18 protein-coding genes are annotated in these 16,829 nt (G+C 67.3%); 9 read left to right on the forward strand and 9 right to left on the reverse strand.

The window, feature by feature from the left end; all coding sequences use genetic code 11:
- Positions 1-6: 6 nt before the first annotated feature.
- The 7 genes from oadA (at position 7) to FHR73_RS14650 (ending at position 6,144) form a co-directional block, all read left to right on the forward strand.
- A complete protein-coding gene (gene oadA / locus FHR73_RS14625) occupies positions 7-1,812 on the forward strand; it encodes a sodium-extruding oxaloacetate decarboxylase subunit alpha (protein ID WP_183632208.1) in 1,806 nt (601 codons plus the stop codon).
- Between the two features lie 146 nt (positions 1,813-1,958).
- On the forward strand, positions 1,959-2,090 hold the full coding sequence (locus tag FHR73_RS22570) for a hypothetical protein (RefSeq protein ID WP_260175710.1): 132 nt from the start codon (positions 1,959-1,961) through the stop codon (positions 2,088-2,090).
- A gap of 196 nt (positions 2,091-2,286) precedes the next feature.
- On the forward strand, positions 2,287-3,180 hold the full coding sequence (locus FHR73_RS14630; protein WP_183632209.1) for a metal ABC transporter substrate-binding protein: 894 nt from the start codon (positions 2,287-2,289) through the stop codon (positions 3,178-3,180).
- Positions 3,177-3,938, forward strand: coding sequence for a metal ABC transporter ATP-binding protein (locus tag FHR73_RS14635; RefSeq protein WP_183632211.1), 762 nt, complete (start codon positions 3,177-3,179; stop codon positions 3,936-3,938). Before FHR73_RS14630 ends, FHR73_RS14635 begins: the two co-directional genes overlap by 4 nt.
- Entirely contained in the window at positions 3,938-4,792 is an 855-nt protein-coding gene (locus tag FHR73_RS14640) for a metal ABC transporter permease (RefSeq protein ID WP_183632213.1), read from the forward strand. The genes FHR73_RS14635 and FHR73_RS14640 overlap by 1 nt, the downstream gene beginning before the upstream one ends.
- A complete protein-coding gene (locus tag FHR73_RS14645; protein ID WP_183632215.1) occupies positions 4,792-5,643 on the forward strand; it encodes a metal ABC transporter permease in 852 nt (283 codons plus the stop codon). Before FHR73_RS14640 ends, FHR73_RS14645 begins: the two co-directional genes overlap by 1 nt.
- 66 nt (positions 5,644-5,709) lie before the next feature.
- The gene (locus FHR73_RS14650) at positions 5,710-6,144 is read left to right on the forward strand and encodes a CBS domain-containing protein (protein ID WP_007160094.1); all 435 of its coding nucleotides are present in this window, start codon (positions 5,710-5,712) and stop codon (positions 6,142-6,144) included.
- Between the two features lie 4 nt (positions 6,145-6,148).
- On the opposite strand, the gene FHR73_RS14655 is transcribed toward FHR73_RS14650, so the two are convergent.
- Genes FHR73_RS14655 through FHR73_RS14665 form a run of 3 tightly spaced genes read right to left on the reverse strand, consistent with a single transcriptional unit; the run spans position 6,149 to position 7,913 of the window.
- A complete protein-coding gene (locus tag FHR73_RS14655) occupies positions 6,149-6,820 on the reverse strand; it encodes a GNAT family N-acetyltransferase (protein ID WP_183632217.1) in 672 nt (223 codons plus the stop codon).
- Positions 6,817-7,266, reverse strand: coding sequence for a GNAT family N-acetyltransferase (locus FHR73_RS14660; protein WP_183632219.1), 450 nt, complete (start codon positions 7,264-7,266; stop codon positions 6,817-6,819). The genes FHR73_RS14655 and FHR73_RS14660 overlap by 4 nt, the downstream gene beginning before the upstream one ends.
- 14 nt (positions 7,267-7,280) lie before the next feature.
- On the reverse strand, positions 7,281-7,913 hold the full coding sequence (locus tag FHR73_RS14665; protein WP_183632221.1) for an FMN-binding negative transcriptional regulator: 633 nt from the start codon (positions 7,911-7,913) through the stop codon (positions 7,281-7,283).
- Positions 7,914-8,003: 90 nt separating this feature from the next.
- Between FHR73_RS14665 and FHR73_RS14670 the strand changes: the two genes are divergently transcribed.
- Positions 8,004-9,425: a PLP-dependent aminotransferase family protein gene (locus FHR73_RS14670; protein ID WP_183632223.1), complete on the forward strand. Its 1,422-nt coding sequence runs from the start codon at positions 8,004-8,006 to the stop codon at positions 9,423-9,425.
- Between the two features lie 9 nt (positions 9,426-9,434).
- Here FHR73_RS14670 and FHR73_RS14675 read toward each other — a convergent pair whose 3' ends face one another.
- The 5 genes from FHR73_RS14675 to FHR73_RS14695 form a co-directional block, all read right to left on the reverse strand.
- On the reverse strand, positions 9,435-10,442 hold the full coding sequence (locus FHR73_RS14675; RefSeq protein WP_183632225.1) for a hypothetical protein: 1,008 nt from the start codon (positions 10,440-10,442) through the stop codon (positions 9,435-9,437).
- Positions 10,442-12,280: a hypothetical protein gene (locus tag FHR73_RS14680; protein WP_183632227.1), complete on the reverse strand. Its 1,839-nt coding sequence runs from the start codon at positions 12,278-12,280 to the stop codon at positions 10,442-10,444. Before FHR73_RS14680 ends, FHR73_RS14675 begins: the two co-directional genes overlap by 1 nt.
- Before the next feature lie 12 nt (positions 12,281-12,292).
- Positions 12,293-13,183 carry an SH3 domain-containing protein gene (locus FHR73_RS14685; protein WP_169854594.1) on the reverse strand — a complete coding sequence of 297 codons (891 nt, stop codon included), beginning with the start codon at positions 13,181-13,183 and terminating at the stop codon, positions 12,293-12,295.
- 136 nt (positions 13,184-13,319) lie between these two features.
- Positions 13,320-14,126 (reverse strand): amino acid ABC transporter permease, encoded by an 807-nt coding sequence (locus tag FHR73_RS14690; RefSeq protein ID WP_173148819.1) that lies wholly within the window; start codon positions 14,124-14,126, stop codon positions 13,320-13,322.
- Positions 14,123-14,944, reverse strand: coding sequence for a transporter substrate-binding domain-containing protein (locus tag FHR73_RS14695; protein WP_183632229.1), 822 nt, complete (start codon positions 14,942-14,944; stop codon positions 14,123-14,125). The genes FHR73_RS14690 and FHR73_RS14695 overlap by 4 nt, the downstream gene beginning before the upstream one ends.
- A 100-nt stretch (positions 14,945-15,044) precedes the next feature.
- Between FHR73_RS14695 and FHR73_RS14700 the strand changes: the two genes are divergently transcribed.
- On the forward strand, positions 15,045-15,947 hold the full coding sequence (locus FHR73_RS14700; protein WP_183632231.1) for a homocysteine S-methyltransferase family protein: 903 nt from the start codon (positions 15,045-15,047) through the stop codon (positions 15,945-15,947).
- Positions 15,948-16,022: 75 nt separating this feature from the next.
- Here the strand turns inward: FHR73_RS14700 and FHR73_RS14705 are convergent, their stop codons facing one another.
- The gene (locus FHR73_RS14705; protein ID WP_183632233.1) at positions 16,023-16,775 is read right to left on the reverse strand and encodes an SDR family NAD(P)-dependent oxidoreductase; all 753 of its coding nucleotides are present in this window, start codon (positions 16,773-16,775) and stop codon (positions 16,023-16,025) included.
- Positions 16,776-16,829 lie beyond the last annotated feature (54 nt).

Genomic DNA, 16,829 nt, shown 5'->3' on the forward strand with positions numbered 1-16,829 from the left:
AGAACAATGAAAAGCATCCAGATCACCGACACCATCCTGCGCGACGCCCACCAATCGCTGCTGGCGACCCGCATGCGCACCGAAGACATGCTGCCGATCTGCGCCAAGCTCGACCAGGTCGGCTACTGGTCGCTGGAAGTCTGGGGCGGCGCCACCTTCGACGCCTGCGTGCGCTTCCTCAAGGAAGACCCCTGGGAGCGTCTGCGCCAGCTGCGCCAGGCGCTGCCCAACACCCGGCTGCAGATGCTCCTGCGCGGCCAGAATCTGCTCGGCTACCGGCACTACAGCGACGACGTGGTCGAGGCCTTTGTCGAGCGCGCCGCGGCCAATGGCACCGACGTCTTCCGCATCTTCGACGCGATGAACGACGTGCGTAACCTGGAAACCGCCATCCGCGCGGTCAAGGCCAGCGGCAAGCATGCCCAGGGCACTCTCTGCTACACCACCAGCCCGGTGCACACCGTCGCGGCCTTCGTCGACCAGGCGCGGCGCATGGCCGACTTGGGCGTGGACTCCATCGCCATCAAGGACATGGCCGGTCTGCTGACGCCCTATGCCACCGGCGAGCTGGTCAAGGCGCTCAAGGCGGCCCTGAGCCTGGACGTGGTGGTGCACTCCCATGACACCGCCGGGGTGGCCGCCATGTGCCAGCTCAAGGCGGTGGAGAACGGCGCCGATCGCATCGACACGGCCATCTCCAGCCTGGCCTGGGGCACCAGCCACCCGGGGACTGAATCCATGGTCGCGGCCCTGCGCGATACGCCCTACGACACCGGCCTGAACCTGGAGCTGCTGCAGGAGATCGGCCTGTACTTCCATGCGGTGCGCAAGAAGTACCACCAGTTCGAGAGTGAATTCACCGGGGTCGACACCCGGGTGCAGGTCAACCAGGTGCCGGGCGGCATGATCTCCAACCTGGCCAACCAGTTGCGCGAGCAGGGCGCGCTCAATCGCATGAACGAGGTGCTGGAAGAGATCCCGCGGGTGCGCAAGGACCTGGGCTATCCGCCCCTGGTGACCCCGACCTCGCAGATCGTCGGTACCCAGGCCTTCTTCAATGTCCTGGCCGGCGAGCGCTACAAGACCATCACCAACGAGGTGAAGCTTTATCTGCAGGGCCGCTACGGCAAGGCGCCGGGCGCCATTTGCGAGCAACTGCGCAAGCAGGCCATCGGCCAGGAAGAGGTGATCGAGGTACGGCCGGCCGATCTGCTCAGCCCCGAGCTCACACGGCTGCGCACCGAGATCGGCGACCTGGCCAAAAGCGAAGAGGATGTGATGACCTTCGCCATGTTCCCCGACATCGGGCGCAAGTTCCTCGAGGAACGCGCCGCCGGGACTCTGGTGCCGGAAGCCCTGCTGCCCATTCCCAGCGCGGATGGTGTGGCCGCGGTGGGTGGCCAGGGCGTGCCGACCGCCTTCAGCGTCGACGTGCACGGTGAGACCTATCAGGTGGACATCACCGGTATCGGCCTCAAGAGCGAAGGCAAGCGGCACTTCTACCTGTCCATCGACGGGGTGCCGGAAGAGGTGGTGTTCGAGGCCAGTGGCGACTTCGTCGCCGAGGGCGGTCAGCGGCGGCGCCAGGCGGAGCGTCCGGGCGACGTCAGCACCACCATGCCGGGCAACATCGTCGAGGTGCTGGTCAAGGAGGGTGATCAGGTCAAGGCCGGGCAGGGCGTGCTGGTCACCGAAGCCATGAAGATGGAAACCGAGATCCAGTCCCCCATCGCCGGCACCGTCACCGCGGTACGGGTGGCCAAGGGCGACCGGGTCAATCCGGGTGAAGTCCTGATTGAAATCGAAGGCTGAGATCCCTTCGATTTCCCTTGGGGCCACTAGGCCCCTTTTTTTATGGGCGGTTTCTATCCATTCGATTGAGAAAAAGCACTAACACCTCTCGATAGGGTCTGCTATTTAATATAGCCAAGGCTATAACGATCCCGGGAGGATTCGCGATGCTGAAAGAACTCAAGAAACGCGCCCTGCGCGGTCTGCTGGACAAGCTGCTCGACGGACACGCCGAACGTCGCGCGCTGGAAACCCCGCCCGAGCGTCCTCGCGGCATGACGGCCCACGCCGCGCACTGATCCCCGCCGATCAGGCAGGGGCCGCTCAGCCTCTACCGCACTCATAGGCGCCTTCGCTGTGTCCTGAGCGAGGCGCCTTTTCCTGTTCGTCTCTGTCCTAGACCCCTCTCATCCCAGGTTACAAAGTCTCCCTGCACCTCTGATAGGTTGTGCTATCTAATTTAGCCAAGGCTATAACCACCGAGAGGCGGGCAGGATGCTAGAGAAGACGAGACGCTGGACCCTGGTGGGTCTGCTGGGATTGCTGTTGGCGAATGCCGCCCAGGCCGCCGAGCCGTTCAAGGTGGTCACCACCTTCACGGTGATCGCCGACATGGCGCGCAACGTGGCGGGCGACGCCGCGCGGGTGGAATCCATCACCAAGCCCGGCGCCGAGATCCACAACTACCAGCCCACTCCGGGCGATCTGCTCAAGACGCGCGATGCCCAGCTGGTGCTGTGGAACGGCCTCAATCTGGAGCTCTGGTTCGAGCGCTTCTTCAGCCGCATGAAGGACGTGCCCAGCGCGGTGGTCTCCCGGGGCGTCGAGCCCATCGCCATCGCCCAGGGCCCCTATGCCGGCAAGCCCAATCCCCATGCCTGGATGTCACCCCGGGCAGCGCTGATCTACGTCGACAACATCCGCGATGCCTTGATGCAGCACGACCCGGCCCAGGCCGACACCTATCGTCGTAACGCCGAGGCCTACAAGGCGCGCATCACCGCCACCCTCGAACCCCTGCGCCAGCAACTGCAGGCGATTCCCGAACAGCGGCGCTGGTTGGTGTCCAGCGAGGGCGCCTTCAGCTACCTGGCGCGCGACCTGGGGCTCAGGGAGCTCTATCTCTGGCCGATCAACGCCGATGCCCAGGGCACGCCGCAGCAGGTCCGCCGCGTGATCGAGATGGTGCGCGCCGAGCGGATTCCGGCGGTGTTCAGCGAAAGCACGGTTTCCGCCGCACCGGCCGAGCAGGTGGCGCGGGAGAGCGGCGCCCGCTACGGCGGGGTGCTCTATGTGGATTCCCTGAGCGCGGCCGAGGGGCCGGTGCCCACCTATCTCGACCTGCTGCGGGTCACCACCGAAACCCTGGTGAAGGGGCTGGCGCCATGATCGCGCTCGACGGGGTCGGCGTGACCTATCGCAATGGCCATACCGCCCTGCGCGACGCCAGTCTGGTGGTGCCCGGCGGCTCCATCACCGCCCTGGTGGGCGTCAATGGCAGCGGCAAGTCGACGCTGTTCAAGGCGATCATGGGCTTCGTGCCCCTGCGCAGCGGCCAGGTGCGGGTCGATGACCTGCCGGTGGCCCAGGCGCTCAAGCGCAACCTCGTCGCCTACGTCCCCCAGAGCGAAGACGTGGACTGGGATTTTCCGGTGCGGGTGGAAGACGTGGTGCTCATGGGTCGCTATGGCCGGATGAATTTCCTGCGCCTGGCCCGCGCCGCCGATCACCAGGCGGTGGACGCCGCTCTGGCCCGGGTGGGGCTGACCGAATTGCGCAAGCGGCAGATCGGCGAACTCTCCGGTGGCCAGAAGAAACGCGTCTTTCTCGCCCGCGCCCTGGCCCAGGACAGCCGGGTGATCCTCTTGGACGAACCCTTCACCGGGGTGGACGCCACCTCCGAGCGCGCCATCATCGAGTTGCTCCAGGCCCTGCGCGCCGAGGGTCGCTCGATGCTGGTGTCGACCCACGACCTGGCCAGCATCGAGCGCTTCTGCGACCGCACCGTGTTGCTCGATAGGACCGTGCTGGCCCAGGGGCCGACGGCCGAGGTCTTTACCCGCGAAAATCTGGAACGCACCTTTGGCGGCGCCCTGCGGCTGTTCGAGGCTGGCCAGGCGGAGCCGCGGCGGCGGGAGCGTGCCTGATGGAAGGGCTGCTGGAACCCCTGACTTACGGCTACATGAGAAATGCCCTGGGCGCGGCGGCGCTGGTGGGCGGGTTGTGCGCCTTTCTTTCCGCCTATCTGATGCTCAAGGGCTGGTCGCTGATCGGTGATGCCCTGTCCCACGCCGTGGTGCCCGGCGTGGCCGGCGCCTATCTGCTCGGCCTGCCGCTGGCGCTGGGCGCCTTTCTCGCCGGTGGCGCGGCGGCCGGGGCCATGCTCGGCCTGCGGCAGTACACCCGGCTCAAGGAAGACGTCATCATCGGGCTGATCTTCAGCGCCTTCTTTGGCGGCGGGCTGTTCCTGGTCTCGCTGGCACCGGTGGCGGTGGACATCCAGACCATCGTCTTCGGCAACATCCTGGCCATCACCCCCGAGGCCAGTCGCCAGTTGCTGATCATCGCCGCCGTCTCCCTGCTGGTGCTGCTGCTGAAGTGGCGCGACCTGCTGCTGGTGTTCTTCGACGAAGGCCAGGCGCGCGCCTGCGGCCTCAATCCCACCCTGTACCGGCTACTGTTCTTTACCCTGCTAGCGCTGAGCACCGTGGCGGCGATGCAGACGGTGGGCGCCTTTCTGGTCATCGCCCTGGTGGTGACGCCGGGGGCGACGGCCTATCTGCTCAGCGACCGCTTTTCCCGGGTGGTGCTGATCAGCGTGGCCATCGGCGTCGGCAGCGGACTGCTGGGCACCTACCTCAGCTACTTCCTTGACGGCGCCACCGGGGGCTGCGTGGTGGTCTTGCAGACCCTGATCTTCCTGCTGGCCTTCGTCCTGGCGCCGCGGCACGGCCTGCTGGCCAACCGCCGCCGGGCGCGCCAGACGGCGGAGGCGGGCTGATGGACTGGCTGCTGCTGACCCTGGAAGTCGATTTCCTGCGCCAGGCGCTGTTGATGGCCGTGCTGGTGGCGGTGCCCACGGCGCTGCTGTCCTGCTTCCTAGTGCTCAAGGGCTGGGCGTTGCTGGGCGATGCCATCGCCCACGCGGTGTTTCCCGGCCTGGTGCTGGCGTCGGCGCTGGGGGCGCCGCTGGTGGCGGGCGCCTTTGTCGCGGGACTGGGTTGCGCCCTGGCGACCGGCTATCTCAAGCGCCACAGCCGGGTAAAGCAGGACACCCTGATGGGCGTGGTCTTTTCCGGCATGTTCGGCCTGGGTCTGGTGCTGCACGCCAGGCTGCCCACCGAGTTGCACCTGGACCACATCCTGCTCGGCGACCTGCTGGGGGTGACCCCGGCGGCCTTCTGGCAAATGGCGGTGATCGCCGGCCTGGTGGTGCTGGCGCTGGGCTGCCGCTGGCGTGACCTGCTGGTGCTGGCCTTCGATGCGGCCCAGGCCCAGGCCCGGGCCCTGGGCCTGCGGGTAGGGCTGCTGCACTACGGCCTGCTCGGCCTGATCGCCCTGACCGTGGTGGGCGCCCTGCAGGCGGTGGGCATGGTGCCGGTGGTGGCCTTGCTGATCGCCCCGGGTGCCACCGCCTTCCTGCTGACCCGCTCCTTTGGCTGGATGCTGCTGGTGGCCACGGCGCTGGCCGTGACGGCGGCCCTGGGCGGGGTGCTGCTGAGCCTGGTGTGGGACAGCGCCCCGGCGCCGACCCTGGTGGTGCTGCTGACGGCCGGCTTCCTGCTGGCCCTGGCATGGCGCCTGTGGCGGGATCGACGTCGTTCGGGCGACAAGGGCGTTCAGGTGGCCTGATGTAATCGGCTGACCGGCCCTGCCAGGCACCTCCGGTCATGCTCGCCTCACCTCAGGAGAACCACAATGAAAACCGTCGCCCAGTTGCTCGCCTTGAAGACCCAGCAGGACGTCTACACCATCGCCCCCGACGCCTGGGTGCTCGATGCCCTGCGGCTGATGGCGGAAAAGAACGTCGGCGCGCTGCCGGTGATGCGCGACGGCGAGCTGGTGGGCATCGTCAGCGAGCGTGACTATGCGCGCAAGGTGGCCCTGCAGGGGCGCTCCTCCTACGCGACCCCGGTCAGCGAGATCATGACCGAGGCGGTCATCATCGTACTGCCGCAGCAGACCGTGGGTGATTGCATGCAGATGATGACCGACCACCACCTGCGCCACCTGCCGGTGATGGGCAACGGCAAGCTGATCGGGCTGCTGTCCATCGGCGACCTGGTCAAGGCCACCACCGTCCAGCAGGCGGAGCTGATCCGCCATCTGGAGGGTTATATCCGCGGCGAGTGACGGGTCAGCCGGTCCGTCCGGCCGTCACGGCGAGGGCGCTGAGCTGGCGCCCTTCGGCATCGAAATTCTCCGCCGCCAGCCAGCGCCGGAAGCCGGCGTCCACGGCGGGCCATTCGTGATCCAGCAGGCTGAACCAGGCGGTGTCCCGGTTGCGGCCCTTGACCACCCGGTGCTGTCGGAACAGCCCCTCATGGCGCATGCCCAGCCGTTCGGCCGCCCGCTTCGAACGGGCATTGGCGTTGTCGCACTTCCACTCCAGGCGCCGATAGCCCAGAACGAAGGCTTCCTGCATCAGCAGATAGAAGGCTTCGGTGGCCAGGGGCGTGCGTTGCAGGCGCCCGCCAAAGGCGACATGGCCGATCTCGATGCTGCCGTGTTCGGGGACGATGCTCATCAGGCTGAGTTGCCCCAGGGCGCGGCCATCGCGGGGATCCACCACGACGTAGAACAAGGGATCACGACCCTGGGCCAGGCCGGCCAGCCAGGTGTCGAAGGCGGCCCGCTCGGTGAAGGGGCCATAGGGCAGATAGTCCCACAGGGCCGGATCCTGGTCGTGCAGGGCCTCCCAGAGATCGTCGCCGTGACGCGGCGGGTCCAGGGGTTCCAGGCGTACATGGCGACCCTGCAGCAAACGGGGCTGGGGCGGAAGGGCCGGGGTCCAGTCGAGAGGGGTCATATTCTGTCTCCCAGCAGGTGGCGGTACTGGATGAAGCCGGAGCGGGTGGCGATGCGATCGTACAGCTGACGCCCCGGGTAGTTGGTCTCCTGGGTCAGCCAGTGCACCCGGTCGCAGCCATCCGCTTCGGCGCGGGCATAAACGTGCTCGATCAGGGCGCGGCCCAGGCCGCCGCCGCGGTGGTCCTGGGCGACATAGAGATCCTGCAGGTAGCAGTAGTCAGTTTCGGTCCAGCAGGAGGGGTGATAGATGAAGTGCACCAGGCCCAAGGGCTGCTCGCCGTCCCAGGCCAGGGCGCCATGCAGGGGCTGGGCGGGGTCAAGCAGCCGTTGCCAGGTGCGGGCATAGGTGGTTTCCGGCAGAACGGTCTCGTAGAAGGCCAGGTAGGCCTGCCAGAGGTCATGCCAGGCGGCGTGATCGGCTTCGCTCAGGGGGCGGATGGTCATGGGTGGCTCCAGGGTCAGGCGGGAGAGGGGATCAGGGCGGCCAGGGCCTGGTCGCCGGGTACCGGGCTGGCGGCCAGGCCCTGGCGGACGCCTTCGCGATCGGCGGCGTTGCGATTCTGGCTGAGCTTGGCGATGCCCTGGAGGCTGTCGAGGGGCAGGCGCAGGCCGCGGATGGCCCGCAGCATGCCCTGGACATAATCCGCGGGCGCATCCGCGACCCGCCAGGGGCGGGCACGCCCGGCTTCGTGCTGGTCGGTGAGGCGCTCCAGCAGCTGCAGCAGGCGCTCGGGGTCATCGAACACCTCGACGCTGCCGCGGGCGTGCACCGCCTGGTAGTTCCAGGTCGGCACCACTCGTCCATGTTCGGCCTTGCCGGGATAGAAGACCGGGCTGACATAGGCCTGGGGACCCTGGAACACCGCCAATACCTGTCCCGCTTCGACCAGCGCCTGGGCCTGGGGATTGCTGCGCGCCAGATGGCCGTAGAGGGTGCCATAGGGACCCTCGTCGGGCGCCAGCCAGAGCGGCAGATGGCTGACCAGCGGACCAGCCTCGGTCTGGCTGATGAGCAGCGCCAGGGCATGATCGCGCAGGTGCTGGTGCAGCCCGGGCAGGTCTTCGAGGCGAAAGGCGGGATTGGGATACATGGGCAGGAACTCCGGCAACGTCCGGCCATGCTAAGGTCGGCTTTGGCTCCCTGTAAGAGCCAATTTCCATGACTTTCAGGGTGCCAATCCATGCTGGGATTCGAGCCGTCGGGGCTGTTGCTGGAGCCGGGTCAGGGGCTTGCACGCCAGCTTTACCAGGGCCTGCGCGAGCGCATCCTGGCCGGCGAGCTGGCCGCTGGAGTGCGGCTGCCCGCCAGTCGCGAACTGGCACGGCTCCTGGACGTGTCGCGCAATACCGTAACCGCCGCCTACGAGCAGCTGCTGGCCGAGGGTTTTCTCGACAGCCGTCCGGGTGACGGCACCTATGTCGCGCCCGTGACCCGGGCGCTGGCCGCTCCCGAAGCTACGGCCAGGACCACACCCGTGCCTCTGGCCAGCGTGCCGCCCGGCGCGCCGTGCGCCTTTCGGGTCGGCCTGCCGGCGGTGGATCTGTTTCCCTTCGCCACCTGGGCGCGGCTGCAACAGCGTTTCTGGCGCCAGCCGGAACCGGCGCTGCTGGGCTATCGCGAACCCGGCGGCGAACCACGGCTGCGCCGCCTGCTCTGTGCCTATCTGCGCCAGGCGCGGGGCCTGGTCTGCGCGCCCGAGCAGATCCTCATCACCAGCGGCGCCCAGCAGGCCATCGAGCTCTGCGCGCGGTTGCTGCTGGCGCCGGGAGCCCTGGCGGCCATGGAGGACCCCGGCTATCGCGCCGCGGGCCTGGCCTTGCAGAGTGGCGGGGCACGGCTGCAGGGAATCGCGGTGGATGGGGCAGGGCTGGTGGTGGAGCAGTTGGCAGGGCAGCGGGACTGCCGGCTGGTCTATGTCACCCCTTCGCACCAGTATCCCACCGGCGCGGTACTGTCGCTGCCGCGACGCTTGGCGCTGCTGGACTGGGCGCGGCAGGCGGACGGCTGGATCGTCGAGGACGACTACGACGGCGAATACCGCTACCAGGGCGCGCCGCTGGCGCCCCTGGCCGCGCTGGATCGCCACGGTCGGGTGCTCTATGTCGGCACCTTTTCCAAGATCGCCTTTCCCGGCCTGCGCCTGGGTTATCTGGTGGCTCCGCCCGCATTGGTGCCGGCGCTGCTGGAGCTGCAACGGGCCGGCATCCGCCATCTAGACAGTGCCACCCAGACGGTCATGGCCGATTTCATCGAGCAGGGTCATTTCCAGCGCCATATCCGGCGCATGAGACGGGCCGCGCGCAATCGCCGCGATGCCCTGCTGGCCGGCTGGCCAGAGGTTGCCGGCTGCGCCTCGCCCGGTGTCCCGGTGGCCGGCCTGCATCTGTGCCTGCCGGTCACCCGCCTGGCCCGCGAAGCCGAGCTGGTAGAGCGGGCGGCCGCGGTCGGGGTGGAACTCAACGCGCTGTCGCGCTACTGGCTGCCCGAGGGCCCGACCCCGCCCGACGCCCGCGCCGGACTGGTGCTGGGCTTCGCGGCGGTGCCGGAGGCGCGGATCAAGGAGGCGCTGGCCAGGCTGCGGGGGGCCTGGGCCTGGGCCTGAGCGCTGCCGTCAGAGGCTTTTCGACTCCAGGTTGAGACGGTCCAGCAGGCCGGCGGCGCCCGCGGGATCCAGGGCCGCGGTCAGCGCGACTTCCAGGGTGTCGCTCAGACGCACGCGTTCCTTGGGCGCAAGACTTACCCGCAGACCGTCTTCCTCGCCGGAGGCCAGATCGACCAGGCCCTTGCAGAGGTCCTTGCCGCGCGCGCCCAGGTTCTGGAGGTCCTGCAGGCAGTCATTGCGCTGCTGCTGGTGCGCCGCGGCCAGGGCCCGGTCACGCTGCTTGTCGAAGTCGCCCGCGGTAGGGTCGAGCGGCAGGTAGCGGCGGGTCAGGGCCAGGCTGCGCTTGAAATAGCCTTGATCCTTGACGTCCACCTGCAAGCCCTTGAGTTCGGCGCGTTGCGCGCTCTGCTGCAGCTTGCCCAGCAGGCCGAAGGATGACAGCAGACCGCGCTGGCCAACCTGCTGGCCATTTTCGGCCATATCACTCAGGTCTTCGGCCAGACGGCGGACCTGAGCCAGCGACAGGCTCGCATCCACGTCCAGCAGCTCCGGCAGGTCCAGGGTCAGGCCGATGTCCGCCAGCTCATCCTCGACGTTCCATTTCAGCCGGCCGGAAAAGGGCGCCAGTTCGGCGCGCCCGCTGGCGAGCAGCAGACTGCCAACCAGGGGCAGGTGCAGCGCCGTCGAGCGCCCCTTGGCGTCGGGCGGAAAAGCCACGCCTTCGAACTGGACATCGGCCCGGCGGTGAGCGGGTTCATCCTTGAGGTCGGAGAGGGTCAACTGGGCGATGCTCGGCCCATCGCTGATGCGCACCTCGTGCAGCTTGATCGTGCCGCCCAGCGGTGAGGAGGACAGCGACTGCCAGCTGATCTTGTCCTGCAGGCGGTGTTCGAACAGCCAGTCGCGCAGACGTCCGTCGGCGACATGAGCGGCGTAGGCCTTGAGACCGAAATAGCCACCGACCACCACGACCAGCGCCGCACCGGCCAGGAGTTTGACGTTGAGAGTCCGTTTCATCAGAAGCGCTCCTCGCCGAGACCGGCATCCTTGAGCTGTTGGCGGGCCGCCTCGGGGGTCCAGGCGGGATCTTCGAATTGCACTCGTGCCAGCGCCAGGGGGTCGCGCAGGTCGCTGCAGCCTTCGCTGGTGCAGGGCTGCACGACCTTGGCCGTCAGGTGCGTCAGGGGCAGGTCGTCGGCATCACGCGCCTTCGGATCGAGCTGCAGGGTGCCGCTCAGGACATACCAGCCGGTCTTGGCCGGGATGCCGGCCGGTACCTGCGCCTGGATCGGATAGGGATAGTCGAGGGTCCAGCCGTCGCTATTCGTTTTGGTCACCCTGGCGATCAGGCGTACGGGATGGGTAGCGCCGCGCACCAGGTCGCCATAGTCGCCACCACTGCCCAGCGAGTAGTCCACATCGTTGACCTGCCGAGCCAGTAGCGCCTGGGGATTGCTACGCGCTTCCTGGGTCAGGCGTTCGTAGGTATCGAGCTGGTCACGGGCACGGAACGCCTGCTGCATCCGTGCCTGCCGGGCTTCGCGCTCACGCTCGCGTGCGGCCTGCTCGCGCTGGCGCGCCTGCTTCTCGTCCCACATGAACAGGTAATTGGTGGCCTGCTCGGGATTGAACTGCCAGGCCTTGCTGCGCCAGTTGCGGTCGACATTGACGCGATACAGCCAAAAGTCCTGACTGGATTCGTTGCTGTTCCAGGGGCGGGGAAAGATGCCCTTGGTGAAGTCGCGCACGGCCAGGAAGGTGAAGTGCGGAATCATCGTACCCAGCGCGTCGAGCTGTTGCTGGGTCTTGGCGATGATGGGGCGGATCTGGTCGAGCTGCCTGAATTGCTCGCTGTTGCCGGTCACGAACAATACATCCGGACCACTGGTCGACCACTGGCCGCGATAGCTGTAGCCGAGACGCAGCAGGCTGTAGCTGGCGGTCGCCGGATCGCTGGCCAGCAGGAACAGCGCCTGCTTCTGGCTATCGAAACCGACAAAGCGCAGCGGCGGCAAGGGCTTGTCCAGCGGCAGTCCGTTGAGGAAGAAACCCTTCCAGCGTTGCAACTGCTTGCCATCGCTCCGCTCCACGGCGAGTTCACCCTCGCCCTGGGCCAGGCCGTTCTCGCAACGGATACCGCTGGAGCGAACCTGCAGGTAGCGGCTGTCTTCGTCGGCCTTGAAGGGAACGCGGAAGGCGCAGCCCTGGTTGTCCTTGAGGGTGGTCATGAAATCGCTCTTGGCCAGTTCGGCTTCGCCATCGCCCGGGCGCCAGCCGGCGACATCGAAATCGGTGGCGATCTGACCGGCAGGCGCCTTGGCTGCCGCAGGTTCAGCTGCAGGTGCAGGCTCGACCTTGGCCGGCGCGACAGGTTTCGATTCGGCGACCGGGGCCGGTGGCGCTGCGGGTGCCGGTGCCTCTGGAACTACCGGAGGAGTGGCGGGCTTGGCTGTCTCAGGCGGCGCCGCCTTGGGCGGCTCGACGGGGGCCGGGGCAGGAGCTGCGGCGACGGCAGCCGGATTCTGTACCTGCGCGGTCCAGGCCGCAGCCTTGGTGGCCGTCCCGTTCAGCCGGGCGTCGGTGCTACCGGTCGCCGTCCAGGTCAGGCGTTCGGCCTGGTCGCACTGCTTGCCGAGCAATGCGCCGATCTTGGGCATCAGGCGTTCGACGGCCACGGCCTCGGCAGGCTTGCCATAGACGAAGCGCAGCGCCAGGTCGGGCGCGCACCAGGCGGCCGCAGGGTGATCGACGAAGACCTCGACGTCTTCGGCCTTGGAATAGGCGAGGCGGGTGCTTTCGGCCTGGGCAGCCGTGGCCGTGGCCAGCAGCGTCAGGGCCAGCAGGGTGGGTTTCATGGTCATCCTTCCTTAGATCAGTTCCCAGGCACCGTCAGCGGCCTGGCAGGCCTTGGTGGTCTGCTGATCCTGCTGACCGTCCTGGCTCAGGCTGTAGTTCAGGGTGCGGCAGGTGGTCTTGGCGGCGACCTTGTCCTGCACCGGCGCGGCATCGAGATCGGCCGCATCGAGGTCCACGCCCTGCTGCTTGGCGCTGGCCACGTCCAGGGTGTCCAGATCCACCGCAGGTGCCGGTTGAGCCTTGGTCTTGCCAGCGGTCGCCACTGTGGCAGCCGTCGCCGGAGTCACCAGGGGCGCGTAGACATAGCCGATGGTCACGCCCTTGCGGCCCACGGCAATCCAGTCGTTGCCGGTACGGCCCAGGGCAGTGAAGCGCGTACCCGTGGGCAGTCCACCGACCTTGGCGGCATTGTCGTTGGGCGCGGCGCGCAGATTGGCCGACTTGATTGACTGATAGGGCTTGTTGAGCAGGGTCAGCTGCTCGACCTTCTGCACCTTGGGTGTGCGCTTGACCGCCACCTGGCGGGCTTCGGTCTCGGTCGCCACCGGCACGATACGGGCGGTGGCGCCACTGTGGTCGGAGGTCCAGGTGGTCACCTGACCATCCTGGGCGTGCTCCAGCGCCTTTTGCGTCTGCACGGCCAGGGCCTCGCGATCACGCTGGTCGAGCTTGGCCCCCAGGGTCTTGCCCAGGGCGCCACCGGCGAGGGCGCCGGCCAGCATTGCGGCGGTACGGCCACTGCCACCACCGATCTGGCTGCCGATGAGGATGCCGGCCGCCGCTCCGACCACGGTGCCGACGTTTTCCTGATTGAGCCATTCGTTCTGCGACATGTTGGAGCAGCCAGTGACGGCGAGGCTGCCACCCAGGCAGAGAACGGCAAGGCGATGACGAGGCTTCATGGTGAGTCCTTTCCGAAGCAGGAATTTAGGAGAAGGGAATGGTAGAGGCTTGATCCAGGGGTGTTGTGATCGGGTTCACCGAAATCCGGTTTGGTATCAAAGGGCTAGCACAGTCCAGCAGGAACATCGGGAGGCTCTACCGCCCCCGATACGCTTTCCCGTAGTGCCGTTCCAGGCGCGACTGCATGAATTCCATGGCCAGGGACATCAGCCAGTAGAGCACCGCCGCGGTGGTCAGCATTTCCAGATAGCGATAGCTGGAGCGGCCATAGGACTGGGCAAGGAACATCACCTCCCAGACACCCATCACCGAGACCAGGGAGGAGTCCTTGAGCATGGAGATGAACTGGCTGGTGGTGGGCGGGATGATGCTGCGCATGGCCTGGGGCAGGGTGACGCGCCAGAAGATCACCCGTGGCGACAGGCCCAAAGCCAGCGCCGCCTCGCGTTGACCGGCGGGGACGCCGAGCAGGCCGGCGCGAAAGATCTCGCTGAGGTAGGCGCCATAGTTCAGCGACAAGGCGAGGATGCCGGCGCTGATGGCGCCGGGCACCACGCCGATCTGTGGCAGGCCCAGGTAGATCAGCAGGATCTGGATCAGCAGCGGGGTGCCGCGAAAGAAGGAGGCGTAGAAGGTCGCCACGCCATAGGCCAGGGCGCTGGACGACAGTCGGCCCAGGGCCGCGGCGAAGCCCAGCAGCACCGACACCAGGATGGAGCTGAGGCTGAGGAACAGCGTCAGGGCCGCGCCCTGCAGGAAGCCGTTGGGCCCCAGGCGCCAGCCCACCAGGTTGGGCAGGCGCGGCCAGACGCTGGCGAACTTGAGATCGAAGCCGAGCACGAAGACCACGCCCCCGGCCAGCAGCGCCAGCCAGGTCAGCCAGACACGGGTACGAAAGCTCAGCAGCGGACGCGATTCGACCGGGGGCGGTAGCTGACTCATTGGCTGATGTCGGCACCGATCCACTTGTCGGAGATCCGCTTCAGGGTGCCGTCCTGGCGCAGCCCGTCGATGATCTCGCGCAGCGTGGCGGCGAATTCCGGGTCACCCTTTTCGATGGCCACGGCGTTGGGCTCGGCATAGAGCGGCGCACCGGCCAGCTTGAACTTGCTGTCCTGGGCCAGGCGCGGCTGGGCGGTCACCAGGTTGGTCAGCACCGCGTCCAGGCGCTTGCCAGCGCCCAGGCCGAGGTCCTGGAAGGCGACGTTGTCGTCGGGGAAGGGCACCACCTGGACGTCGTCGAAGGGATAGCTCAGCGGTTTGTCCTCCTGGCCTTCGATGGTCAGGTCCTTGTTCAGGTAGCTCTCGTAGGAAGAAGCGCTAGTGACGCCGACCTTCTTGCCGGAGAGGTCCTTGGCGCCGTGGATGCGGTCGTCACCGGCGTTGACCACGATCACCGCTGGCGAGGCGTAGTAGTTGACCGGGAAGTCGAACACCTGGGCGCGCGCCTGGCTGGGCGTCATGGAGCAGATGCAGACGTCGTAGCGACCGCTCCAGCGACCGGCGGCGATTACGTCCCAGGAGGGGGTTTCCAGGCGCAGCTTGACGCCGAGCTTGTCGGCCACAGCCTTGGCCACGTCCACGTCGAAGCCTTCCAGCTGGTTCTGGGCATTGAGCTGGGAGAAGGGCGGATAGCTCTCCATGAGCACATTGACCAGCTCGCCCTTGGCCTTGATGCGGTCCAGGGTGGCCCCGGCCGAGGCCGAGGTAGCGACCAGCGCCAGGGTCAGGCCTAAGGCCGATAGCAGAGCGGTTCTCATGGGGGCGTCCTTTGCAAAGGGAAAGAGGGCCTGGTATTAGAGAGATATGAGAACCGATATTGAACTCTGTTTTGGTTATAAGGAAAAGTGAAATAGCTATATGGCTAACATGAATTTAGTTCTGCTCGACGGTGGCATGGGCCGTGAGCTGCAGCGCCGCGGCGCGCCCTTTCGTCAGCCGGAGTGGTCGGCCCTGGCCCTGAGCGAGGCGCCGGAGCAGGTGGAGGCGGTGCATCGTGCCTATATCGAGGCCGGTGCCCAGGTGATCACCAGCAACAGCTATGCGGTGGTGCCCTTCCATATCGGCGAAGCGCGCTTCGCCGCCGAAGGCGAGGCGCTGGCCGCGCGGGCCGGTCAGCTGGCAAGGCAGGCAGTGGTGGCCAGCGGTCAGCCGGTGCGGGTGGCGGGGTCACTGCCGCCGCTGTTCGGCTCCTATCGTCCCGACCTGTTCGAGCCGGCGCGGGTGGACGAGGTGCTGCAGCCATTGATCCGCGGCCTAACGCCCCACGTCGATCTCTGGCTGGCGGAGACCCAGAGCTCCCTGGCCGAGGTGCGCGCCATCGCCGCCGGGCTGCCCAGGGATGGTAAGCCGCTGTGGCTGTCCTTCACCCTCAAGGACGAAGACGTCGACGAGACCCCGCGGCTGAGATCCGGCGAGCCGGTGGCCGCGGCGGCGCAGCTGGCGGTGGAGCTGGGCGCCGGAGCGCTGCTATTCAATTGCAGCCAGCCCGAGGTGATGGCCGCGGCGCTGGATACCGCACGGGCGACCTTTGCGACGGCGGGGATCGAGATTCCCTTTGGCGCCTATGCCAACGCCTTCCCACCCCAGCCGGAAGAGGCCACCGCCAACGACGGCCTCGACCCCCTGCGTCCGGACCTGGATCCGCCCGGCTACCTGAGCTTCGCCCAGGACTGGCAGGCACGTGGCGCGAGTCTGATCGGCGGCTGCTGCGGCATTGGCCCGGAGCATATCGCGGTGCTGAATCAGCGACTGCGCGGCTGACCTTCGCGCTCAGTCGGCAAAAAAGCGGACAGCGCCCTAAGCGCTATCCGCTTTTTTCTTACCGCCAGATGCCGTTCAGACCTGCGCCTGGCCACCATCGGCGAACAGCTCGGCGCCGTTGACGAAGCTGGAATCGCTGGAAGCCAGGAACAGGGCGACCCTGGCGATTTCCTCCGGCTCGCCGACGCGACCCAGGGGGATCTGGCTGGCCAGGTGGTCCAGCAGGCCCTGTTGCTGGGTGGCATCCGGGCCGGCCAGTTCCACCAGACCCGGGGTGCGGGTGGCGCCGGGACTCAAGGTGTTGATGCGGATGCCGCGGCCCTGCAGCTCCAGGATCCAGTTGCGGGCGAAGGCGCGCACGGCGGCCTTGGACGCGCCATAGACGCTGAAGGCCGGGGTACCGGTACTACCCGCCGTGGAGCCGGCCAGGATCACCGAGGCATGGTCCGCCAGCAGCGGCAGGGCCTTCTGCACGGTGAACAGCACCCCCTTCACATTGCGATCGAAGGTGTCGTCGTAGTGGGCCTCGGTCACCTCGGCGAGGGGCAGCATGCTGCCACCCCCGGCATTGACGTAGAGCACGTCGAGGCGTCCGTGCTCGCGGCGAATGTGCTCATAGAGGGCATCGAGCTGGTCCAGTCGAGACGAATCCACAGCGATGCCGGTGGCGTTGCCGACCTGGGCGACCGCGGCGTCCAGTTCCGTCTGGCGCCGACCGGTGAGGATGACGTGGGCGCCCTGCTGGGCGAAGAGTTTGGCAGCGGCCAGGCCGATGCCACTGGTGGCGCCGGTGACGAGGGCGATCTTGTCGGCGAGCTTGAGGGTCATGGCTGAATCTCCGAGCGGTTGTGATCAGGTGGAGTCAGCCTATCGACCCTGGCT

The organism is Pseudomonas sp. AS2.8, assembly GCF_014190935.1.
In the GTDB taxonomy this organism is placed as follows: domain Bacteria; phylum Pseudomonadota; class Gammaproteobacteria; order Pseudomonadales; family Pseudomonadaceae; genus Chryseomonas.